Below are 25,250 nucleotides of genomic sequence, written 5' to 3'. Positions count from 1 at the left end.
TTTGACAAGAAATAACATTAAAAAACGATCCCTATAAAAAGTAAGGTTTTTCTATAAAATCCGACAAATTCAATTGTACATTTGTACTGAAATAGGCTTTTCTGAAATACGATTTGCTGATAATTTATAACAAACTCATTTAGATTACTTTACACCCTATGATGACTCCTTGGATTGTTCTTATTTCATATCTAGTAGCACTTCTTTTGATAGATTTTTTTATTCTTCACCAAAAAGATACTGTTACCACTGTTAGAAGAGCCATTTTTGAAACGATATTTTTCATTTCAAATGCGTTGTTATTTACGTTTCTGATTTACTATTTTTATAAGAATGGGCTTGTTGAAAATGGTACCAATTTGACGCCAACCAATGCAGTTATCAAATACCTAACAGGGTATATCATTGAATTGTCCTTGAGTGTTGACAATCTTTTTGTGATTGCCATCATATTTACATCGTTCAAAATTCCGGCGAAATTTCAACATAAATTGCTTTTTTTAGGAATCTTAGGCGCCATTGTTTTTCGTGCTATTTTGATTAGCGTGGGTATTGTATTGATCAACAAAATCCATGGAATGAGCATTATTTTTGGATTGTTCTTGTTGTTTACAGCTTTAAAAATGTTGAAAAATGAATCTGAGCACAAAGAAATAGAAGAGCCCAAAGGACTGAAACGCTTGTTTCATTTTAGCAAAGAATTTGATGGTGAAAAATACATCACCAGAATCAATGGGAAGCGAGTTTTTACAGCATTATTTGGGGCATTGATTACCATAGAATTCACAGATTTATTGTTTGCATTGGATAGTATTCCTGCCATTTTTGCGGTAACAACAGATCCTTTTATTGTATATAGTTCCAATATTTTTGCCATCATGGGATTGCGTTCTTTGTATTTTTTCCTATCCAATATGCTGGAAAAGTTCAAATATTTGAAATACAGTGTCTTTTCAATATTGGTATTTGTTTCCTTAAAATTGATGACTGCAAATTGGATTGATATTCCTGAATGGTTTTCATTGCTGTTTATTTTCATCTCATTGGCCATTGGAATTTATATTTCTTCGTTGAGAGCGGATGCAAAATCAACGGATGCTGGGGAGTAACTTTTTTAGTTGCTGATTACTGCATTTATGGAAGTTATTATGGATAACTTTACGAAAATTATGCTATTTTAGTGCGATGATTTGGCTATTTTAGTAAAAAACAGTGGCTGTAATCCATCCCTAAAAAATACTAAATTCAAATAAAAACTATGCATTTACCCTTATTAAACGATATGCTTGTTTTATTGAGCTTTTCAGTAATCATCGTATTTGTATTGCAACGATTGAAATTGCCCTCCATCATTGGTTTTTTAATCACAGGTGTTTTGATTGGGCCTTATGGATTTAGTTTGGTAAACGCAGTAGAAGAAGTAGAAATACTTTCGGAAATTGGCGTTATTTTATTGCTTTTTGTGATCGGAATGGAGCTTTCTATCAAACAATTGATTTCTATCAAAAGAACCGTATTTGTTGGTGGATTTTTTCAAGTTGGATTGACAGTACTTGTAGCAGGAAGTGTGTATTATTTTATAGGAAGTTCATGGAGTGAGGCTGTTTTTGTGGGATTTTTATTTTCGATGTCAAGTACTGCAATTGTGCTCAAAACCTTACAAGACCGACAAGAAATCACCACGCCACATGCCAGAAATGCCTTGGCAATTTTGATTTTTCAGGACATTATTGTGGTTCCAATGATGCTCATTACACCCTTAATGGCAGGAGAATCTGAGAATATTTGGTGGAGTATTTCCATCCTTTTGATGAAAACATTGGTAGTATTGGTCATCACTTTTGTGAGTGCACGCTATATTGTGCCCAAATTGATGCATGCAGTTGCCAAAACCAATAGCAAAGAATTATTTTTATTGGTAACTATTACGCTCTGTTTTGCAGTTGCTTTTCTCACCTCAGAAGCTGGTTTATCACTGGCATTAGGAGCATTTATTGCAGGTTTGATTGTTTCAGAATCCGAATACAGTCATCAAGCAACGAGTATTATATTGCCATTTAGAGAGCTATTTACGAGTTTCTTTTTCGTTTCTGTTGGGATGTTGCTTGATTTGAGCTTTTTCATGCACCATATTTTAGTGATTTTGTTGTTGGTATTGGCTGTTTTTGTAGCAAAATCAATAATAGCTTCTTTGGCAGTTGCCATTTTAAAATACCCTCCAAGAACAGTTATTTTAACAGGATTGTCTCTTTTTCAAGTGGGTGAATTTGCCTTTATTTTGTCTAAAGTAGGTATTGAATATCAATTGTTGGATGTGGAAACCAATCAATATTTCTTATCCATTTCGATTGTTTCTATGTTGTTAACGCCTTTTGTCATTATTTTTTCTGAAAGGATTACTAACAAGTTATTAGGCGTTTCAAAAAAATTAGGCATTCAACAAAGTTTGGTTTTACAAGACAATGAGCAAACAAAAGTAGCTGATGACATCGAAAATCACTTGATTATCATTGGTTATGGAGTGAATGGAAGCAATTTGGCAAAAGCAGCAACTGCTAGCAATATTCCGTTTTTAGTAATTGAGTTTGATGCAGAAATCGTAAAACGCGAACGTGAAAAAGGTTTGCCAATTATTTTTGGAGATGCCACTCACGATCATATTTTAGAAACGGTACATCTGCAAAGAGCAAGAGCTGCTGTTGTTGCAATTTCTGATAATCATGCTACAAAAGAAGTGGTAAAAAACGTCCGAAAACATTCAGATTCCTTGTATTTGGTGGTTAGAACACGATTTATCAAAGAAATTTCGGAACTGTTTGCATTGGGTGCAGATGAAGTGATTCCTGAAGAATTTGAAACTTCTGTTCAAATATTTACGCATGTATTGCATAATTTTTTAGTACCTGAAGACGATATAGAGCAAATTGTTGATAAAGTAAGATCGGACAATTACCAACTTTTTAAAGGCGAATTGAAACAACCCAAATCATTCAAACCAAATAATTTGGCTGATTTCAACATCACATGTGTTACCATGGCTACAGATAGGAGTACATTTTTAGGCAAACCTTTGTATGAATTGAATTTACGAGCCAACTATGGCATCAATATTTTAGGCATCAAACGAAATGAAAAATTGATGCAAAACATTCATCCAGATGATATTTTATTGCAAGGAGACAAAGTGTATATTCAAGGAAAGCAATCGAATATTGAGCAGTTTTATAAGTTGGTGAAGTAGGGAAGTATTCTTCTGATAATTCTCAAATAATAGATACCGATTATTTAGGACTAAATTTCTAAAAGCGATATTCCAATCCCGCAAAAACTTCAAAATGTTATTCTGAACGCAAACCATTACCATCTTCTTTCTACATTGCAACTCCAAGAACCGTTCTCAAAGCTTTATTGATGTTAATAAATCTGATTTAAGTTAGCTCTTTTAGGGATAGGTAAAAAGGAAAACATGTTTTATTTTGAGCAACATATTTGATTCTATGCATAATAAATTCATTTTAATAAGAGAAACTATTTAAATGATGTAAAAAAAACACATAAAAAAGTTAATTAGATAGGAATTTGTCGTTTAAAAACCAAGAGGTACCAATATGATCTACAACATCATTCTTAAAATGCAAGTACAAAAATTTTTTTTTAAATATTTTTTTGTTTTTTAGTTTATAAATCCAAACATTACCATAAAAACTTTTGTAATAATCACCAAGTTTTGTTATTATTTCACTTTTATGCAAACCTACTAAAACACTAAAGTTATTAGGATTTCCTTTTACTTTATGACCAACTTGTTCAATATCATCAATAGGATTAAGAAGTTTTTTTAATACTTGTAAGCTTGAATTATTATTATTTTCTTCGGTTAAAAATGTCTTTTTATTGAATTTAGTTTCTTCTTTTTCTGAAATTTTTGGTATTTCTTTTTTTATGATATCTTTGGTATTGTTGGTTATAATTTCATTAGCAAGAAGTAAATAATCAGTTGCACCTTTACTACTAATGTCATATTCTATAACTGTCTTTCCAAAATTTGGGGCTTTAGATATGGAACTGTTTCTATTTATTATAGTTTTAAAAACCAAAATTGTAAAATTATCATTAACAAAATCAAAAACACTTTTTGATAAGTTTAATCTTTTATCAAACATTGTTAACAAAAAGCCTTCAATTTCTAAACTTGGATTAAAGTTTTTTTGTATGTGATTTATAGTTTTTAAAAATTTATGTAAACCTTCTAATGCAAAATAATCACATTGAACAGGAATAATTACGGAATTTGAACTGATAAGAATATCTAAATTTTTTGTTACAAAAAAAGGTACGCAATCTATTAAAACATAATCATATGATTTAGAGACAACTTGCAAAGCTTTCTTAAATCTACTGATTGTAGGTGATTTTTCGAAAAAATTTATATCTTCTATAAATGGTAAGAGATCAACGTTTAATGAATTTGTTGATTTAATGTTATTTTTTATTACCGAAACAAAATCCATATTTTGTAAAGCTGGATTATTTAATCTTGTTAAGTTAAAACCAAATGATAACGAAGCATGTGACTGAGGATCAGTATCAATAACTAAAACTTTACATTCTAGTATCCCTAAAGACGAAGCTAAATTAACACAAGTCGTAGTTTTACCTACACCACCTTTTTGATTACAAATAGCTATAATTTTCCCCATCTTTATTTTAAAAAAGAAATTTAAAAAAGCATTTAAAATTACAATATTTATGTTTAAAAGATAGTTTTTTGAATTACTTTTTTAGTTTAATTTTTTACCTGAAAATAAAATTGTAAATTTGCTCGCAATTAAATCTTAATTGCATCATGACACACGAAAACAAAATACTTGGAGAAGGCTTAACGTATGATGACGTACTTTTAGTCCCCGCTTTTTCTTCAGTATTGCCAAGAGAAGTTAGTATTCAAACAAAATTTTCTAGAAATATTACCATCAACGTTCCTATAGTTTCAGCAGCTATGGATACTGTTACAGAAGCTGCTTTGGCCATTGCTATGGCTAGAGAAGGTGGAATTGGAGTTTTGCACAAAAACATGCCAATTGAACAGCAAGCGTTGGAAGTTCGAAAAGTGAAACGTGCTGAAAGTGGAATGATCTTAGATCCTGTTACTTTGCCTTTAACAGCCACTGTTTTTGATGCTAAAGCAAACATGCGCGAACATAGTATTGGGGGAATTCCAATTGTTGATGAAAATGGAATTTTGAAAGGAATTGTAACCAATAGAGATTTGCGTTTTGAACATGATGATAAACGCCCAATAGTTGAAGTAATGACCAGTGAAAACTTGATTACGGCTGATGTGGGGACTTCATTAAAAGATGCAGAAATCATTTTGCAAAAAAATAAAATCGAAAAATTACTGATTGTTGATAAAGATAATCATTTAAAAGGATTGATTACTTTTAGAGATATTACCAAAGTAACTCAAAAACCAATAGCGAATAAAGATTCTTTTGGTAGATTGATGGTGGCTGCAGCAGTAGGAGTGACAGCAGATACTTTAGAACGAACAGAAGCCTTAGTAAATGCAGGAGTGGATGCCATTGTGATTGATACTGCTCATGGTCATACAGCTGGAGTTGCCAAAGTATTGATGGAAGTGAAAAAACAATTTCCAAATTTAGATGTGGTTGTTGGAAACATTGCAACAGCTGAAGCAGCTCAATTTTTGGTTGCAGCTGGTGCAGATGCTGTGAAAGTGGGAATTGGCCCAGGTTCTATTTGTACCACAAGAGTGGTTGCAGGTGTTGGATTTCCTCAGTTTTCTGCCATTTTAGAAGTGGCAGCTGCTATCAAAGGAAGTGGAGTTCCTGTAATTGCTGATGGTGGAATTCGATATACAGGTGATATTCCAAAGGCCATTGCAGCAGGCGCAGATTCAGTAATGTTAGGTTCATTATTAGCTGGTACAAAAGAATCACCAGGAGAAACCATCATTTATGAAGGACGAAAATTCAAATCTTATAGAGGAATGGGGTCTGTAGAAGCCATGAGACAAGGTTCTAAAGATCGTTATTTTCAAGATGTGGAAGATGATATTAAGAAATTAGTTCCTGAAGGAATTGTAGGACGTGTGCCTTATAAAGGTGATTTGTTTGAAAGCATTCACCAATTTATTGGTGGTTTGCGTGCAGGAATGGGATATTGTGGTGCAAAAGACATTGAAACACTTAAAGAAACTGGAAAATTTGTCAGAATTACAGCAAGTGGAATTGTAGAGAGTCATCCTCATGATGTTGCAATTACCAAGGAGGCTCCAAATTACAGTAGAAGATAATAGAAATTTTAAGACACGAATTTCACGAATTACACTAAAAAATTGGTGAAATTCGTGAAATTACTGTCTGATTAATTTTTGATACTATGCTGAAATTCATCAAGAACATTCATAATAATCTCGCAACCCAATTCAATTTCCTCATCAGAAATTGTCAATGGGGGAGTGATTCGCAATGCACGACCTTCAAACAACAAAAAGAAAAGAATCAATCCTCTATCTAAGCATTTATAAATAACATTTGTAGCCAATTCCGGAGTTTCCAAAAGCGCAATGAGCATCAATCCTTTTCCACGAATTTCTTGAATCATAGGATGTTGTAATTTTTCACGAATCAATTGCTCTTTTCGCAAACAATCTTTCATCAAATCAGAATTTAAAATTTCATGTAGGGTTGCATTTGCAGCTGCTGCAATCACGGGATGTCCTGCAAACGTAGAAATATGTCCTAATTTTGGATTATTTTTCAACAAACTCATGTGCTCATACGAAGCAATAAAAGCACCAATTGGCATTCCTCCACCCAAACCTTTTCCTGTGATGATCATATCTGGAATGACATCATAGTTTTCAAATCCCCAAAAAGTGCCTGTTCTTCCAACTCCAGTTTGGATTTCATCCAAAATTAATAATGCTCCAACTTCTTCACATCGTTTTTTAACTTTTGTAAAATAGCCATTTGTTGGCTGAATAAAACCAGCTCCACCTTGAATTGTTTCTAAAATTACTGCTGCAGTTTGTTCAGTAATTTGCGCTATTTCAGCGGTTTCGTTAAAACCAATAAATCGAATTCCGGGAATCAATGGTCTGAAAGCACGATTTTGTTTTTCAACTCCAGAAACACTCATGGAACCTTGCGTATTTCCATGGTAAGATTGTTTGGCAGCGATAATTTCCCCTCTATTTGTGACTCTTTTGGCTAATTTTATGGCGCCTTCAGTGGCTTCTGTTCCTGAATTGGTAATGTAAACAGCAGCATTTTCAATGGGAAAAGTAGCTGCTAATTGTTTGCATAAATCAACTTGTGGTTTTTGAATAAATTCACCATAAACCATCACATGCGTATAAGCATCTAATTGATTTTTAATGGCTTCTGTTACTTTTGGATGATGATGTCCCAAACTATTTGCAGAAACTCCCGCTACAAAATCCAAATATTTTTTGCCATCTGAACCATAAATGTAACTTCCTTTTGCATGCGAAATTTCAATGGCTAATGGATGAGGAGATGTTTGTGCTTGGTATGTAAAAAAATCTGATTTCAAGGATTAATTGATTTTAAGATCCGCTTTTTTATCGTTTTTTATAGCATTTTTTGAATTTCGTAGATCCTCTTTTTTCGGTGGAGCTCCTTTTCTTACAGGAGTTGTATCTCTTTTACCTTTATTGATAAAAATGTCGTCTTTTGTTTTGGGTTGTTCTTCTTCGCGCCAAATAAATCCCTTGAGTTTACTCAAATCATCAGGAAATTTTGATGGAGGATAGGTTTTTCCATCGGATTTGGTCAAGTATTTTATGGTTTCAATCTCGCCATTATCAAGCACAAATTCGATATTGCTCGAAATTTCAACAGTAATCGTTTCTAAAACCTGAGTTTGTTCGTTTCTATTGTAATAGACGGATTCTGCATTTCCCAAAACATGCAACATCCGTAGTTTGTTTTTCTCAAATTTACCCAGCATATTCCGACCTTTTATTTGATTAAAATCGTTCAAGGAAAGAGAATCTTTGGAAATGATAAACGAATTGTCAAACACTTTTAAGGAATCTAATTTTTTGGTTTCTTTGTTGGATAATAAGAAAATAGAATCGCCCGTAATTTGATTTTGTTCCGACCAAATCACAGGATTTCGATACATTTTTGTAAAACCAGTTTCTTGATTTGTGTAAATAGAATCGCATTTTCCTTGTAAATCCGATTTAAATATTTTCACATTGTGATAAGTTCTGATGATGCGTTTATCTGGTTTTCCAGTCACCAAAAGTGTATCTCCATGAACAAACATGGAATCTTTTTCGATAATGGAAATGGCAACTGCTTTTTTAATGATAAAAAGAGAATCCTTTTTCTCAAAAAACTCTGCATAATTTCCTTTAGAAACAAAATTTTCTACGGTGTCAATAACTCGAATATTGTTGGTTGCTGATGCAAAACCACGCTTTTTATCATAGTACAAACTATCGCCTTCAATGGTGCGCTCTTTTAAAAAGATTTTCGCATTTTTTAAAAAGTGCGAGACGTCCGTTTTGGTATTGTAAAATCCTCTTTCACAATAAATTTTGTTTTTATTTTCTTGATTGGTAATCGTAGAAGGCCCGTATAAATACGCCAAACCAGTATCCGTGTAATAATCTAAATGATTGGTTTCCAGCTTATGTTCAGGATTAACCACAGTAACTCTAGTTGTTGCAATGAATTTTTTGGTCTCCAAATAGTAATTCCCGACTTTACTTTTTAGTGTATTTGTAGCATCTTTAATGGTTCCATAGGTTCTGTAATACAATTTTTGATTGATTCTATCAAACTGTAACGTATCAGTAGTAAGCGTCATTGTTGGGTCTTTCAGCACCACTTTTCCCCAAGAAAGTGCTTGTTTTGAATTCGCATCATAATCTGCATAATCACTGGTTTGAGTAATGGTATCACCTTGTTTGATAAAAACATTTCCAAAAGCTTTGAAAAAATTTTGTTTTTGATAATACAACGCCTGTTGACAAGTCAATTCAACACCATCATGAATCATTTTTACATTGCCTATTAAAATATTGGCTCCAGGAAATTTTTCATCATTTACCTCCTGAATTTCAGCTTTATAGGTAAGTTTTTTCTTTTCTTGTGAAAAAGAAACGATGGAAATACACATCAAAAGTGATACTAGAAATCTTTTCAAAATGATTATTTTGTGGCAAAAATAATGAAAAGAAATCCGCTAGTTGATAATGAAAAGTTATTTTTTAAAAACGCCTAATTTTTCAAATAATTTTTTTCTAATTCTAAGGCTTTTGGAAAAAGAATATTGTTTTCAATATGAATGTGATTGTGCAATTTTTCTTCAAATTGTTTCAGTTTGTAAAGTAACAATTTAAAATTGTTGTCAATATCTGCATACAATTGATAGTGATTTGTGTGCTCTTTTATTTGATTCCACAGCGTAAAAAATGTTTTATGTTGTATTTCTAACTTTTTTAAAACATCTGCTAAAAATGGTTTTTTTTCCAATTTATTTTCAGGATATTTTTCTGGAGAATTCAAAAATAAAATATAGGGGAACAATTTATTTTCTTCGATAGTGATATGATGTTGAATTTCAATAGCTATTTTTTGAATCAAATCAGCAAGTTTCTCAACCTCAGAAAGTTGTTTTCCATGAATCGTAAGAATTTTATTTGCCAGTTTTTCTACAAATAAAATATTTTCTTTTTTAAAGGGATGGTCAATTTCTACTAAAAAATTGATGAGTAAATCTAAATCCCACACATTATAATTTTTCAAATAGGGTACTTTTCCTTTCAGCAAATTCAGTTCTTTTAAAATTTCTTCGTATTGTAAATGATGTCTTTGACAAAGATTTTGCAGGGAAATATTACAATTACTATTGTTTGAATAATTGATACCATATTTTTGAAAGACTTCAGCGGCTGCAATGTTCTCAACCATAAAATCGATAACAGTTTTTGTGTTTAAATTATTCATAAGTTATTGTTTTACACTGCAAATTTGTTTCAAAATTTCATTTAAAAAAATGATATTTATCAGTTGCCATGTTTTTTCATATATTTTTCTTTGTAGTCAAAATAGAACATCATGAAATCACCTTTTGAAATGACCCAAACCGAAATGACCTCATTTGGGTATAAAATAGTTGATGAAATAGTGCAGCACTATACTTCTTTAAATACAAAAAAGCCCGTAAGCAAAGCTTCAAGGACAGAAATGGATGCACTTTTTTTGCAAGAAGCACCTGAACAAAGCATGCCTGCTGAGGATGTTTTACGTTTTGTAATGAAAAATGTAATTCCCAATTCGAACATTTCTACACACCCAAAATCGTTTTCTTTTGTGCCAAGTCCTAGTAATTTTGTCAGCATAATGGCTGATGCTTTGGCAACAGGATTCAATATTTTTTCTGGGGGTTGGATGTTGGCTCCTGCAGCTGCAGAATTAGAAATTGTAACTATGAATTGGTTGTTGAAAATTTTTGATTTTCCTGTAAAAAGGGGAGGAGGAATTTATACAAGTGGAGGTTCTTTAGCGAATTTAACGGCAATTACTACTGCAAGGAGAATCAAATGTGGAGATGATTTTTCGGATGCAATCATATATTTGTCAGATCAAGCGCATTCATCCAATATAAAAGCCATCAGAATTTTAGGATTTCAAAAACATCAAATTCGAATTATTCCCACTGATAACGAATTTAAAATCAGTATCAATAAATTGAAAAATGAAATTGCAAAAGACAAATTACATGGAAAAAAACCTTTTTGTATCATTGCTACAGCAGGTACAACTAATACAGGTTCTGTGGATTCATTAGATAGCATTGCACTAATTTGTGAACAAGAAAATTTATGGTTTCATATTGATGCAGCTTATGGAGGTGCAGCCATTTTGTCCGAAAAAGGAAAAATTGCTTTGAAAGGAATTGAAAAAGCAGATTCTTTAACAGTAGATCCTCATAAATGGTTTTTTCAGCCCTATGAAATTGGTTGTTTGTTAGTAAAAGACAAATCCTGGTTGAGCAATACTTTCAGTGAAAAACCAGAATATTTGAAAGATATTGAAGGCAATGAATCTGAAATAAATTTTTATGATTATGGCATTCAATTGACAAGAAGATTTAGAGCATTGAAGTTTTATATGTCCATCAAAACATTTGGTTTACTGGCTTTTAGAAAAGCTATTTCCTATAATATTGACTTGGCAGAGGAAACAGAATTGTTGCTAAGAAAAAGCGCGAATTGGGAAGTTATTTCATCTGCAACTTTGGCAATTATCAATTTTAGATACCATCCTTTAGACGGTTTTTTATCGGAAAAAGAATTGGATGTGTTGAATCAAAAAATATCAGAAAAAGTCATTGAATCTAAAGAAGCATTGCTTGTAACGACAATTTTGCAAAATCAAGTGGTCATCAGAATGTGCTTAATCAATCCAAATACGACTTTGCAGCACGTGAAAGATACCTTAGAACAATGTGAGCTTTTTGCGAGGGAAATTTTAAAAGATTGGACTAAGATTTCATAAAAAAAGCATCTTATAGAAAGATGCTTTTTTATAATTTTTGAGAGATATTATCTCATTATAGTTTGTTTTCTGTCAGGTCCCACTGAAACAATTTTTACAGGAACTCCCGTTTCTTTTTCAATAAAATTGATATACGCTATTAAGTTTTTTGGCAAAGATTCTGCAGAAGTCATTTCTGTTAAATCGGCTTTCCAGCCTTTGAATTCTGTGTAATTTACAGTTACATTTTCAGGTTCGATGTTGTATGGTAAATGCTTGATTTCCTTTCCTTTATAATTGTAGGAAGTGGCTATTTTTAAAGTTTCGAATCCTGAAAGTACATCTCCTTTCATCATCATTAATTGCGTAACTCCATTGATTTCAACGGCATATTTTAATGCAATTAAATCTAACCAACCACAGCGTCTTTTTCTTCCAGTTGTTGCTCCAAATTCATTCCCAACTCTTCCCATAGTTTCTCCAACTTCATCAAACAATTCTGTTGGAAAAGGACCTGAACCAACACGTGTTGTGTAGGCTTTGAAAATTCCATATACTTCCCCAATTCTGTTAGGTGCAACTCCCAAACCTGTGCAAGCTCCTGCAGCAGTTGTGTTAGAAGAAGTTACAAATGGGTAGGTTCCAAAATCAATATCTAACAATGAACCTTGAGCTCCTTCTGCCAAAATAGTTTTTCCGTTTTTCATGGCATTACTAAAATATTCCTCACTATCAATAAATTCAAGTGTGCGTAATTTGTCAATTCCTTTGCAAAATTCAGCTTCTAATTCTTTTAAATTATAGTCAACTTGCACATCAAAATAATTCAACATACTGATGTGTTTTGCAGTCAAAGCATCGTATTTTTCTTTCCAATTATCCAATTCCAAATCTCCAACACGCATTCCATTTCTGCCTGTTTTGTCCATATAAGTTGGGCCAATTCCTTTTAAAGTAGAGCCAATTTTTGCTTTTCCTTTAGAGGTTTCTGAAGCTGCATCTAACAATCTATGTGTTGGTAAAATTAAATGAGCTTTTCTTGAAATTAATAATTTAGAGGTGTAATCAATGTTATGTTTATCTAAATTTTCTAGTTCTTTTTTGAAAATTACAGGGTCAATAACCACTCCATTTCCAACAACATTCATGGCTGTTTTATGAAAAATTCCAGAAGGAATTGTATGAAGCACATGTTTGAATCCATCAAAAATTAAAGTATGTCCTGCATTTGGCCCTCCTTGAAAACGTGCAATAATATCGTAGTTTTGTGTTAAAACATCTACGATTTTACCTTTTCCTTCATCTCCCCATTGCAATCCTAGTAATAAATCTACTGCCATTAGTTGTGTTAATTTGTATTATATATGTATTAAGAGTGTTTCTTTTTTGTTCCGTAAAAATATAAGGAATGATTTTGAATATCGATGTCAAAAATTTCTTCAATGGTTTTTTTGATGACCTGAATTCTTGGATCGCAAAATTCTTTTACTTCTCCAGAATCTGTAAAGATGACGTGATCGTGGTTTTTATCAAAATAACTTTTTTCATAACGAGCCATGGATTGTCCGTCAAATTGGTGTTTTCTCACCAAATTACAATCCAATAATAAATCAATCGTGTTGTAAAGTGTAGCTCTACTTACTCTATAATTCTTATTTTTCATTTTGATATACAAAGATTCAATATCAAAATGCTCGTCAGCATTATAAATTTCTTGGAGAATAGCGTAACGTTCAGGCGTTTTTCGATGCTTTTTTTCTTCTAAGTATGAGGTAAAAACTTTCTTAACGACTTCTTGATTTTCAAAAGAATTACTCATGAGTTTCAAAATTTAAACGACAAATTTACAGTTATTTCTTTATAAATATCAATTTTTATAACAATGATATTTACATTCTATTAACACGTTCTACATTTTTAACTCCTTCTACTTTTTGAAGACTTTTGATTAATTTGTTCAATTGAGTACTATTTTTAACACTCAATGATATTTTTCCATCAAAAACTCCTTCTTTTCCAGCAATATTGATGCTATTGATAAAAACGCCTATATTGTTAGAAATTACACGAGTTACATTATTTACAATACCAGATTTGTCAATACCATTGATTTGCAAAATCACATTGAAATCTTGTTTGGTAGAGTCAATCCATTTTGAAGCAATAATTCTGTAGGCATAATTCGACTGTAATGAAATGGCATTGGGACAATTCACTTTATGCACTTTGATGCCATCATTGATGGTTAAAAATCCAAAAACTTTATCTCCAGGAATGGGATTGCAACATTTTGAAAGTTTGTAATCCAATTTTTCTTCTTCTTTCCCAAACACAAGAGCGTCAAATTTTTCGGTAATTTCATCAGAATCTTCAATATTTTCTTTGTGAACAGTTTGTGAGCTTCTTCGTAATTTAGATTTGAAAAAGTTTAAGAAAGTACTATTTCTTTGTCCAATAAAAGCTTTTAATTGGGTATTGTCAATGGCACCATTTCCAAATCTGTAAAACAAATCAAAGCTTGTACGTAATTTGAAATAATTCACTAACTCATTGACTGTCTTTTCGTTAAAAGGTATTTTTAAGTGGCGTAATTTTCTTGATAGTGTTGCTTTTCCTTCTTCGGCAATTTTCTTTTCTTCCTCTTTTAAGGCAACTCGAATCTTGGTTTTTGCTCTGGCAGTAATCACAAAATCCAGCCAACGAGTATTGGGTTTATTGATGGTTGTGGTAATTACTTCAATTTGATCACCACTGTTTAAAGTATGACTTAATGGCACTAATTTTCCATTTACTTTTGCACCCCTACATTTCAAACCAATATCTGTGTGAATTGAAAACGCAAAATCCAAAGCAGTGGCATCTTTGGGAAGGGATTTTAATTCTCCTTTTGGTGTAAAAACATAAATTTCTTTGGAATACAAGTTCAATTTGAATTCTTCTACAAAATCAACAGCATTCAAACTTTGATTTTCTAAGGATTCTTTCAATTTGTTCAACCAATTTTCCAATCCACTTTCATGGTCATTTCCTTGTTTGTATTTAAAATGAGCAGCATAGCCTTTTTCTGCAATTTCATTCATCCGTTCTGAACGTATTTGCACTTCAACCCATTGAGCATCAGGACCAATTACAGTAATGTGCAATGCTTCATACCCTGTAGTTTTTGGCTGAGAAATCCAATCGCGTAAACGAGAAGGATTGGGTTTAAAATAATCAGTGACAATGGAATAGATTTTCCAAGCTTCAAATTTTTCATCTTCAGTTGCTGGTTTGAAAATAATTCTGATGGCAAATTTGTCATATACTTCCTCAAAAGTCACATTTTGCTTCAACATTTTCCTTCTTATGGAAAAAATAGATTTAAATCGTCCTTTGATTTCGTAGGAAAAATTTTCTTTATCTAATCCTTTTTTGAGGGTATTTGTAAATCGTTCTAAATAATTTTGCTGTTCTTCTTTACTCTCTTTTATTTTTGAAACAATACTAGTGTAAACTTCTGGTTCAGTGTATTTTAATCCTAAATCTTCCAATTCAGTTTTGATGTTATACAACCCTAATCTGTGAGCTAAAGGTGCATAAATGTATAAGGTTTCCGAAGCAATTTTCAATTGTTTGTCTTCGGGCATTGCGTTCATTGTTTGCATATTGTGCAATCTGTCAGCAATTTTTATCAGAATAACACGCACATCATCATTCAATGTCAGCAACATTTTTCTGAAATTTTCTGCCTGAATAGAAGCGTCTTGTTCTTTGTTTAAACGCGAAATTTTGGTCAACCCATCAACAATTCTTGCAATGGTTTCTCCAAATTGTTGCTCAATATCTTCAAGAGTGTAATGCGTGTCTTCCACAACATCATGTAACAAAGCAGCAGCAATAGAAACAGCTCCCAAACCAATTTCTTTGGCTACAATTTTAGCAACTGCAATGGGATGAAAAATATAAGGTTCCCCCGTTTTTCTGCGTTGTTTGGAATGTGCATCAACAGCAATGTCAAATGCTTTTCTGATGAGTTCTTTATCTTCTTTTGACAGCACTTCATAAGTACCTTTTAGCAAATCTTTGTAACGATTTGCAATTTCTTTATTTTCTTCTTCTAAGGAGGCAGTATATTGCATTGCAAGCATATATTGATTTTTTTTAAATCATTAGTGAAGTTACTAATTTGAATTGTAATATACAACAATTAGGATTCTAAATTTTCAATTCGTTGCAATAAAGTTGGATGAGAATAATGCACAAAAACGTATGCTTTATGTGGCGTTAAATTGCTCAAACTATTTTTAGATAATTTTTTGAGTGATGAAATTAAATAGCGACCATCAAAGGTATTTTTTGCATAATTATCTGCTTGATATTCAAATTTTCTTGAGAGCATATTCATAAATATTCCAGTGATTTCGGAGATTGGTGAATACAAAATTCCAAAAGCAATCATTCCAATATGAAAACTAGGTGTTGAAACGCTCAAAGCATTTGACAATAATGGCGAACTAATAAAAAGTGACAACAAATAAAGCATAAAACCAGTAATTACTGTAGAAATTACTAAATTATAAATGATATGTTTTCGTTTGTAATGTCCTACTTCATGTGCTAAAACAGCCACGATTTCTTCGGTTTCTAAATCATTGATTAAGGTGTCAAACAACGTAATTCTTTTTTGAGAACCAAAACCAGAAAAATATGCATTTGTTTTTGTAGAGCGTTTTGAACCATCAATTACAAAGATATTTTGCAAGGTAAAACCCACTTTTTGCGCATAGGATTCTATTGCCGATTTCAATTCTCCCTCTTCTAATGGAGTTTGTTTGTTGAAAATAGGGACAATCAATTTGGCATAAAATAGATTCATAAAAATGCTAAATACAGCAATGAAAATCCAAGTATATATCCAAAAATATTCTCCAGAAAATTGATAAAATACCATGATGATTGCTAAAATTCCCCCACCTAAAATGATACTCATCAACCAACTTTTTAGTTTGTCTAACCAAAAAGTTTTGCGAGTCATTTTGTTAAATCCAAACTTTTCTTCGATGACAAATGTTTTGTAATAGGAGAATGGCGTTGTTAAAATATCAGAACCCAAAAGGATAATTCCAAAGAAAATCAACGCCACTAAAATGGCATTGTTTGTATACAATCTCGCCAATTCATCTACGAATTTGAATCCCTCAAAAAAGAAAAACAACAATGTTGAAGTGATTGAAAATAAAGAAGTGATTCTTGAAAAACGGGCATTTCCTTTTTTATAAGCTTGCGATTTTTTATAGGCATCTTCATCATACACATCTGATAATTTTTCGGGGATTTCATCATCATATTTTCTCTGATTTAGAAAATCTAAGTACAAATCAAACAGAAAATCAATGATTAAAATGCCGATAATAATGTAAAATAAAATATCAGAATTCATAAGTTATTTAAAATTTCGTTGTCTTTTTGCTTCAAATAAAAGAATTGCAGCTGCTACAGAAACGTTCATAGAATCAATCATTCCTTCCATAGGAATATTGATGTTTTGAGTGGCATTTGTGCGCCAAATTTCAGTCAAACCAGTATCTTCTGTTCCTACAACAATGGCTGCCGATTTTGTATAATTTTCTTGATGGTAAGCATTCGAATTTTGCAAAGTTGCTGCAAAAATTTGAATGTTTTTTTCTTGAAGAAAAGCTATAATTTCTTCAGAAGTTCCTATGGCAATTTGATTCGTAAAAACGCAACCCACACTTGAACGAATTATATTGGGATTGTACACATCGCTTTTAGCATCAGCAATCAATACAGCATCAATATTTGCAGCATCTGCAGTGCGTAAAATGGCTCCAATATTTCCAGGTTTTTCAATACTTTCAGCCACTAAAATTAATGGATTTTCTGAGAGTTGTATCTCAGAAAGAGATAAAGATTTTGTTTTTGCGATTGCTAAAATTCCTTCCGTAGTTTTTCTATAAGCAAGTTTGTCATAGATTTCTTGAGAAATCATGATTTGTTCAGCGGTTGGAAAATCAAGTAAAAGATTTTCGTCCTTTTTATCAGTCAAAAATAGGAGGGAAGTGATTTCGTAACCGCCTTTTTTTGCCAATTCAATTTCTCTTTTTCCCTCAATCAAAAAAAGCCCTTGCTTTTTTCGTTCTCTGGCTTTTTCTTGCAATTTGAGCAAATTTTTGATAAAAGGATTCTGAATACTAGTGATTTCTTTCATGGATTTTAAAAACACAAAAATACCTAATTGTAGGTATTTTAAGCTACTATAAACTTTTTAATATTTGTAATGACTTTAATTTTACCATAAAAATATCTTTCAGTTTGGGAAATTTTGTTAGAAAAAGAAATAGGTTTTTTAAAGTCATCAAATGTCTTCATAAAAAAGGCTCGCAATTTGCGAGCCTTTTTTTTTCAATAAGTTTTACTTAAAGAGTATTCTATTCTGATTTGAATTTTTCAGCATAGCGTTTCCACAAAGTAGTTTGATGACTTTCCAAACTAATTTTCCTTCCTTGGATATAAGCTTCCGAAATTTGATTGGTTCTCATATCTAAAGCATCTCCTTCAGAAATAAAAAGTGTAGCATCTTTTCCTACTTCCAAAGTTCCTGCAAATGCATCAATGCCTAAAATTTTTGCTGCATCTCCAGTAATTAGCTGTACTGCTTTTTCTTTTTCCAAACCAAAAGCTGCAAAAGTTCCTGCGTAAAAAGGCAAGTTTCTAGTATTCATTCTATCCATTTGTCCTTCCATTCCAAGACCAACTAATACGCCTTTATCTATCAATCTTTTTGCGATTGTATAGGTTTCATCATAGGCATCATCTTCGCTATTTGAATTTCTATGAGGTCTGTTAATTATTACAGGAACGTTATTTTTTACTAACAAATCTGTTACTTTTTCAGCTCCTTCACCACGAACAATTACCAAATTATGAATACCCATTTCTTTGCTCATTGTGATGGCATCTGTGATTTCTTTTTCACCATTTACATGAATAAAGAATTTTTGAGAACCATCAAAAAGTCCTTTTGTTGCTGCAAATGGCAAATGCATTTTATCCGATTTTGAAGCTACATATTGTTTCGCATCTGTCAAAAAGCTCTTTATTTTATCAACATTTTTTGGATATTCAGGATTTGGTTTCAATGCAGGATCTTCTCCTAACCACCATCTTCCACTCGTAAAGCTTCCTGGCCAATTTAAATGAATTGCGTCATCAACTTTAATAACTGCATCTTCCCAATTCCAAGCATCCATTTGAACCACTGAAGAAGTCCCTGAAATTGTACCTCCTCTAGGAACAATTTGCGCCATCAAAACGCCATTTGGCCTCATAGATTCCACCAATTTGCTTTCAGCATTGTAGGCAATTAAACTGCGAACATGTGGATTCATAATCCCAATTTCGCTTTCATCATCACTGGCTTTTACAGCATCGATTTCTACCAAACCTAAAGTGGCATCCAATGCTATAAATCCTGGATAAATGTGTTTTCCTGTTGCATTGATGATTGTTCCCATTCTGGCAATTTTCATCATGGCACTTCCTACAAAAGTGATTTTTCCGTCAGCAAACATAATCAATGAATTTTCAATTACTTGACCATTGCCTAAGTGTGCTGTTGCGCCTTCAATAGAAAAAGCGGTGGTTTGTTTTGATGCTGGTGTTTGTTGTGCAACTATGTTTCCTACAAAAGCAAAAAACAGTACGATTTTTATTATATTTTTCATCATTTTTTAACTTTTAGTTTCTTCTAATGTATCACAGTGAAAATTGCGATCTTCTCTTTTCATAGGAACTCTTGTTTGTGCTCCTCCCATTTTTTCTTTCAGCATCATATTGATTAAGTTGCTTTTTTCTTCTTTGATAGCTTCCCGTTTTTTCACATCTTCATTCACATCAAAAAATACTTTTCCATCAATAATTGTTTTTTCAACTTTTGTGTAGATTGACATTGGATGACTGCTCCACAATACAACATCTGCTTCTTTTCCTTCTTTGATACTACCAACTTTATCATCAATATGCAACAATTTTGCAGGATTGATGGTCACCATTTTCCATGCTTCTAATTCAGAAATGCCTCCATATTTTACTGTTTTTGCAGCTTCTTGATTTAGTCTTCTTGACATTTCTCGGTCATCAGAATTGATGGCTACTGTTACTCCAGCATTGTGCATGATAGCAGCATTGTAAGGAATTGCATCAATTACTTCATATTTATAAGCCCACCAATCTGAAAAAGTAGAACCACCAACTCCATGTTTTGCCATTTTATCAGCCACTTTATATCCTTCTAAAATATGCGTAAACGTGTTGATTTTAAAATTGAATTTTTCTGCGACTTTCAGCAACATATTGATTTCTGATTGCACATAAGAATGACAAGAAATAAAACGTTCACCATTTAAAATTTCTAACAACGTTTCCATTTCAATATCTTTTCTAAAAGCTTGCCCACTTTTTTTCAAGGTTTCATATTCTTTAGCTCTGGTAAAATAATCTACAAAAACCTGTTCAACACCCATTCTTGATTGTGGAAAACGAGTACCATTCGTACTTCTGGATTGTTTTACATTTTCTCCCAAAGCAAATTTGATGAACTTTGGAGAGTTTTTATAAATCATATTTTCAGCATTTTCTCCCCATTTTAGTTTGATGATGGCTGAACGTCCTCCAATTGGATTTGCAGAACCATGTAAGATTTGAGCAGTAGTGGTTCCTCCTGAAATATTTCTATAAATATTGATGTCTGTTGGATCAACCACATCTTCAATGGTAACTTCCGCAGAGGAATTATGAGCACCTTCATTAACGGCTGATGTAGCAATATGCGAATGCTCGTCAATGATTCCTGCTGTTAAATGTTTGCCTGTTCCATCTATTTCTACAACACCTTTCGTAGAAAGATTTTTACCAATTTTAGCAATTTTTCCGTCTTTTAATAAAACGTCGGTGTTTTCTAAAATTCCAGCATCTTCACTAGTCCAAACAGTAACGTTTTTAATTAAAATCGATTCAGATGTTGGCTGTGTATAATTTCCAAATCCAACATTTGGAAAACTTACGGGCATCACTAAAATTTCTTTGTCTGATGATTTTTCGTCTTTCTTTTTTGCTTCTTCTTTGGCTACTTTTTTACTTGCGGACCAAGAAGTTTTGTTGCCTTTTGTATCAAAAGCACTTCCTTCCATCACATTGGCAGCATTGATAATTTTTCCCATCAAACGAGTGTAACCCTCATCATCCAAAGTGATTTCAACCCAATCGTTTTGAAAAGAGAATTTTGAAGTGATTTTTTTGTCTTCTAATTTGATAGTTCCTGCTTGTTTTGCCCCTTTTCCTGTGATGGATAAATCGTAATTTTTACCATTTACAGAGAGCATATACTCACCAGTAATATCCTTGATATTCATATCATTAATGATATTTTGTTCACCTTGAACCCAATTTTCATGAATGGTTGATGAAGCGTCAAAAACATCTCCTGAAGTGATAATGAAATTAGCAAAGCTTCCTTTGTTCAAATTTCCGACAGTTGCATTTCCAATAATTTTTGCAGGAATTGTGGTCAACGAAGCCAAAGCTGTTTTTTTATCAAAACCATATTCAATTGCTTTTTGCAAATTTTTATGAAAGGTTTCAGCTGATTTTAATTTGTAAGTTGTCAACGCAAATGGCACTCCATTTTTTTCTAAAACAGCCAAATTTGAAGGATCTTGATTCCATTTACGCATGTCTCTTAAAGAAATTTGTTCAGCCAACAACGGATTTGAAACATCAAAAGGAGTTGTAAAATCAATTGGAATAATGAACGTAGCATTTGTCTTTTTGATGTCATTGATGCGTTCAAATTCATCTCCAGAACCCACAATTGTATATTGAATTCCAAATTCATCACCCACTTTATCAGCTCTCACAGCATCTAAATGATCACCAGTTTCAAAAATTTGTACTAAATTTTTATTCTTGTTTAACGCTTCTAAAGCCAAATCTTTGTTTTTCATATTTCCTTTGGCATACCAATCTGCATCCAAATACACTTGACGCAACAAAGCCATAGCACCCATTCTTGAAGCAGGGTAAGATTGTCTTGATTGCACACTTTTATTGAATGATAAAAACTGTGCTGATTTGGTATCTAAAATTCGGTAAGCATTCGTAGTGTTTGGATTTAAAGCGACTAACAAGCCATTTCCACGAATAATTCCATCTTGCAAATGAGTATTCACAGCACCAAATCCAGCATTTAAAAGCTCTGTTGCTTTTTTGTTATCGAATTTAAAATCGCTAATGGGATTGGTTTCAGGACGAATGTGGTCATTCCAATAATAGCCTTCTCTTTCAGCTTCGTATTGAGAAGATCTTGAATCTGAAGGATTTCTTTTTGGTTTTGCAATTCCAAAATCGGAATAAATATCAATAAATGATGGATAGATCATTTTTCCATCCAAATCAATGATTTTTGCGCCAGTTGGAATTTTTACTGATTTTCCAACTTCGGCAACTTTTCCATCTTTCACTAACAAAGTTCCTTTTTGGATAATTTGTTCGTGTGTGACATAAATGGTGGCATTTGTAAAAGCAACTAAATTGCTTTTGGAGGTTTTTACTCCAGAATTTGTCGGAAAGTAATCTTGAGCATTTGCTAAAGAAATCGACAAGAAAAAGAGCACAAAAAGTAGTTTTTTCATAAATGTTTGAATTATGTGAATTATTTTGAATTGGTTCTAAATTTATCGAGTTGATTTTGGATTGAGGGATTTTAAATTCACTTTAACATAAATTTAAGAAAATAAGCAACACTGTAAAATTCTTAAAGAATTGATATTGAATATGATATAATAAGTGATTCGTGAATTCGTGTCAAAAAAAGTTACGCCTTCACTTCAAAATAAGAAATCAACAAATCCACCACATAATTGTAAGAATCAACCCCTTTTTGTTGGTTATTTGCTTTCAAATAAGCATCATACCCTTTTTTGATATAAGGTTCAAAAGGATTTTGATACTGTTCCCAAAAATCAAAACTCTCTTTGAAATCTTTAAGAATTCCAACATTGACAGTTTTCATCAAAAAAGTGAATTTTTCTGCATCTCTTTTTCTCAATTCAGCAATGCAATATCCAAAAGCCATTCTGTAACTTGCATACGTAAAATAAACGTCATTACTTGAATTTGCAGCCAAAAAACCTATGAAATTTGCTTCATTTTCAGCTGCAAATCCCAATTGATGCGCCATTTCATGACACGTAGTTGTTGGATAACTTGTTTTCGGAATTCTTGCATTTACTTGCGCTTCTCCAGTCAAAGGATTGAAATAGCCTGAAGTCCCATTGTAAGATTGTATCAAACTCATCAAAGAACTTTTTATGGATGGAAATGCGTACTGAAATTGAGGATATGTATGTGCTAAATTTTGATAACTTTCTACAGCAATTTCATACATTTCTTTCTGATTGTAAGGATTTTCTACTTTCAAAGAATCATTTTTTGTGATGCTGATTTGTGCTGAATTTAGCTGTTGAATAATATGTGTTGTTAAGGAAACTAATTCATCAGTGGTGTATTTTTTTTGTTCAAAACCCAAATTTTTTGACAAAGGTTCTCTATAATAATTCAGTCCCCAAAAAAGATAAAAACAACCATAGAGAATAGAAATGATATCGAAAAAATGGACTATTTTATATTTAAAATTCTTGAATTTTGTCCAAATCAATAAAAACAAAAAACGAACAAATAATAGGATCAAAAAAAACAGCACAATATCTCCAAATGAAAAAGGAATCCATCCAAAAATCAGTCTCAAAAACTTAGAAATATAAGGATAAAATCCTGTTGCATAATACTTTTCTATCCATTCAGGATTGCTAGAAACTAACTGAATTAGGAGGTATTGCACAGGTAATAATACCGCTAAAAATAGATGTTTTTGATGCCATTTCATGGTCGTAAATGTAGGAAATAGAATATCAAGTTGAAGAGTTGTTAACAACTTAATAACAATTTTTTTGACGAATTGTTCAGAAATTAAACAAAAAAAATCAGGAGTTTAAAAACTAAAAAAATTACATTTGTTTTATGGAAAACACGAATGCACTTATAGAAAAAAAAACAGATAAAAGTAGGGTAATTAGTCTTGAAAAAGGCAAAATCCCACCACAAGCTATTGATTTAGAAGAAGCTGTTTTGGGAGCTATGATGATTGATAAAAAAGGAATTGATGATGTCATTGATATCTTGCATTCTGATGCTTTTTACGAGATTAGACATCAAGAAATTTATGCTGCGATTTATGAATTGTTTCAAAATTCGCAACCAATTGACTTATTGACAGTCTCTAGTTTGCTTAAAAAGAAAGGAAAATTAGACTTGGCTGGAGGAGATTTTTACTTGATTCGTTTAACACAAAAAGTAGCTTCTTCTGCGCATATTGAGTTTCATGCACGTATAATACTTCAAAAATACATTCAACGAAAATTAATCTCTATTTCATCAGAAATTATCGAAAGTTCGTATGATGAAACGACGGATGTTTTTGATTTATTAGACAGTGCAGAAGCAAAATTGTTTGAAGTTACGCAAGGAAATTTAAAGAAAAGTTCAGAAGATGCTGGTTCGTTAGTGAAACAAGCCTTGAAAAAAATTCAAGAAATTGGAAATAAAGAAGGAATGTCTGGTTTGGCATCTGGATTTACAAAATTAGACGCCTTAACTTCAGGTTGGCAACCTTCAGATTTGATCATTATTGCTGCAAGACCAGGTATGGGAAAAACAGCATTTGTCATTTCGATGGCAAAAAACATGGCGATTGATTTCAATCATGCAGTAGCCGTATTTTCGTTGGAAATGTCTTCAGTTCAGCTAATTACACGTATGATTTCATCAGAAACTGGTTTGCCATCAGAAAAACTACGTAAAGGTAATTTGGCATTACATGATTGGGAATTGCTGAATTACAAAGTAAAAAGCTTGTCAGATGCACCCATTTATATTGATGATACACCTTCATTATCTATTTTTGATTTGCGTGCAAAAGCGCGAAGATTGGTTTCGCAACATGGTGTAAAAATTATCATTATTGATTATTTACAATTGATGACAGCAGGAGGAAATAATAATAAAGGAGTTGGAAACAGAGAGCAAGAAATTTCTACCATTTCTCGAAATTTAAAAGCTTTGGCAAAAGAATTGGAAGTTCCAGTAATTGCACTTTCGCAGTTGTCACGTGCTGTTGAAACTAGAAGTGCAGGAAGCAAAAGACCTTTGTTATCTGACTTACGTGAATCTGGAGCCATTGAGCAAGATGCTGATATTGTGAGTTTTATCTATAGACCCGAATATTATGGAATGACAGAATGGGATGATGATGAGCGTTCTCCATGTGAAGGTCAAGGAGAATTTATTGTGGCAAAACACAGAAATGGTGGTTTGGATAATATCCGTTTGAAATTTACGGGACATTTGGCAAAATTCTCAGATTTGGAAGAAGGAGTTGGTTCTAAATTTCAATCGAGTATGAATTCCAATCCTTTTGAAAATATCTCACCTGACAAAAGAATTCAATCAAGTGAAGCTTTTGGAGTTGACGAAGATGACGTTCCTTTTTAGTTAAATTTTTAAAAAATTAATTCAAATACACAATTACCTCTTGTTAATTGTGTATTTTTATTTTCATATGAAAAATGTACTTGCTTTTTGTTTATTCCT

17 protein-coding genes are annotated in these 25,250 nt (G+C 32.3%); 5 read left to right on the top strand and 12 right to left on the bottom strand.

Translation table 11 applies throughout. The features are described 5' to 3' along the window. The first annotated feature begins 158 nt into the window (after positions 1-158). The gene (locus IU405_RS09310; RefSeq protein WP_317193363.1) at positions 159-1,109 is read left to right on the top strand and encodes a TerC/Alx family metal homeostasis membrane protein; all 951 of its coding nucleotides are present in this window, start codon (positions 159-161) and stop codon (positions 1,107-1,109) included. A 149-nt stretch (positions 1,110-1,258) separates the two neighbouring features. Further along, positions 1,259-3,241: a monovalent cation:proton antiporter family protein gene (locus IU405_RS09305; protein ID WP_197438331.1), complete on the top strand. Its 1,983-nt coding sequence runs from the start codon at positions 1,259-1,261 to the stop codon at positions 3,239-3,241. A gap of 322 nt (positions 3,242-3,563) precedes the next feature. Here the strand turns inward: IU405_RS09305 and IU405_RS15820 are convergent, their stop codons facing one another. Further along, positions 3,564-4,700 (bottom strand): ParA family protein, encoded by a 1,137-nt coding sequence (locus tag IU405_RS15820; RefSeq protein WP_197438330.1) that lies wholly within the window; start codon positions 4,698-4,700, stop codon positions 3,564-3,566. 143 nt (positions 4,701-4,843) lie between these two features. On the opposite strand from IU405_RS15820, the gene guaB reads away from it, so the two are divergent. Beyond that, entirely contained in the window at positions 4,844-6,319 is a 1,476-nt protein-coding gene (guaB, locus tag IU405_RS09295; protein ID WP_197438347.1) for an IMP dehydrogenase, read from the top strand. Between the two features lie 71 nt (positions 6,320-6,390). On the opposite strand, the gene IU405_RS09290 is transcribed toward guaB, so the two are convergent. The 3 genes from IU405_RS09290 to IU405_RS09280 form a co-directional block, all read right to left on the bottom strand. Continuing rightward, positions 6,391-7,584 (bottom strand): aspartate aminotransferase family protein, encoded by a 1,194-nt coding sequence (locus IU405_RS09290; RefSeq protein ID WP_197438329.1) that lies wholly within the window; start codon positions 7,582-7,584, stop codon positions 6,391-6,393. A 3-nt stretch (positions 7,585-7,587) separates the two neighbouring features. After that, complete coding sequence (locus IU405_RS09285; RefSeq protein WP_231749647.1) at positions 7,588-9,210, bottom strand: OstA-like protein; 1,623 nt, start codon at positions 9,208-9,210, stop codon at positions 7,588-7,590. A gap of 74 nt (positions 9,211-9,284) precedes the next feature. Beyond that, on the bottom strand, positions 9,285-10,013 hold the full coding sequence (locus IU405_RS09280; RefSeq protein ID WP_197438328.1) for a hemerythrin domain-containing protein: 729 nt from the start codon (positions 10,011-10,013) through the stop codon (positions 9,285-9,287). A 111-nt stretch (positions 10,014-10,124) separates the two neighbouring features. On the opposite strand from IU405_RS09280, the gene IU405_RS09275 reads away from it, so the two are divergent. Next, entirely contained in the window at positions 10,125-11,567 is a 1,443-nt protein-coding gene (locus tag IU405_RS09275; protein WP_197438327.1) for a pyridoxal phosphate-dependent decarboxylase family protein, read from the top strand. Between the two features lie 47 nt (positions 11,568-11,614). Here the strand turns inward: IU405_RS09275 and IU405_RS09270 are convergent, their stop codons facing one another. The 8 genes from IU405_RS09270 to IU405_RS09235 form a co-directional block, all read right to left on the bottom strand. Then, positions 11,615-12,886 carry an adenylosuccinate synthase gene (locus IU405_RS09270; RefSeq protein ID WP_197438326.1) on the bottom strand — a complete coding sequence of 424 codons (1,272 nt, stop codon included), beginning with the start codon at positions 12,884-12,886 and terminating at the stop codon, positions 11,615-11,617. Between the two features lie 29 nt (positions 12,887-12,915). Beyond that, positions 12,916-13,365 (bottom strand): Fur family transcriptional regulator, encoded by a 450-nt coding sequence (locus IU405_RS09265; protein ID WP_197438325.1) that lies wholly within the window; start codon positions 13,363-13,365, stop codon positions 12,916-12,918. A 70-nt stretch (positions 13,366-13,435) separates the two neighbouring features. Beyond that, complete coding sequence (locus IU405_RS09260; RefSeq protein ID WP_197438345.1) at positions 13,436-15,664, bottom strand: RelA/SpoT family protein; 2,229 nt, start codon at positions 15,662-15,664, stop codon at positions 13,436-13,438. Between the two features lie 68 nt (positions 15,665-15,732). Then, positions 15,733-16,965, bottom strand: coding sequence for a M48 family metallopeptidase (locus tag IU405_RS09255; RefSeq protein ID WP_197438324.1), 1,233 nt, complete (start codon positions 16,963-16,965; stop codon positions 15,733-15,735). A gap of 3 nt (positions 16,966-16,968) precedes the next feature. Next, positions 16,969-17,754, bottom strand: coding sequence for a TrmH family RNA methyltransferase (locus IU405_RS09250; RefSeq protein WP_197438323.1), 786 nt, complete (start codon positions 17,752-17,754; stop codon positions 16,969-16,971). 220 nt (positions 17,755-17,974) lie between these two features. Further along, complete coding sequence (locus IU405_RS09245) at positions 17,975-19,270, bottom strand: amidohydrolase family protein (RefSeq protein WP_197438344.1); 1,296 nt, start codon at positions 19,268-19,270, stop codon at positions 17,975-17,977. 6 nt (positions 19,271-19,276) lie between these two features. Then, the gene (locus IU405_RS09240) at positions 19,277-22,234 is read right to left on the bottom strand and encodes an amidohydrolase family protein (RefSeq protein ID WP_197438322.1); all 2,958 of its coding nucleotides are present in this window, start codon (positions 22,232-22,234) and stop codon (positions 19,277-19,279) included. Between the two features lie 182 nt (positions 22,235-22,416). Further along, a complete protein-coding gene (locus tag IU405_RS09235) occupies positions 22,417-23,535 on the bottom strand; it encodes a DUF3810 domain-containing protein (protein ID WP_231749645.1) in 1,119 nt (372 codons plus the stop codon). 86 nt (positions 23,536-23,621) lie between these two features. On the opposite strand from IU405_RS09235, the gene dnaB reads away from it, so the two are divergent. Next, positions 23,622-25,151, top strand: coding sequence for a replicative DNA helicase (gene dnaB / locus IU405_RS09230; protein ID WP_197438321.1), 1,530 nt, complete (start codon positions 23,622-23,624; stop codon positions 25,149-25,151). Positions 25,152-25,250 lie beyond the last annotated feature (99 nt).

Origin of the sequence: Polaribacter sp. BAL334 (genome assembly GCF_015767435.1) — a bacterium.
Lineage (GTDB): Bacteria > Bacteroidota > Bacteroidia > Flavobacteriales > Flavobacteriaceae > Polaribacter.
Note: the sequence above shows the minus strand (reverse complement) of the source record. Positions and strands in the feature narration are given on the sequence as shown.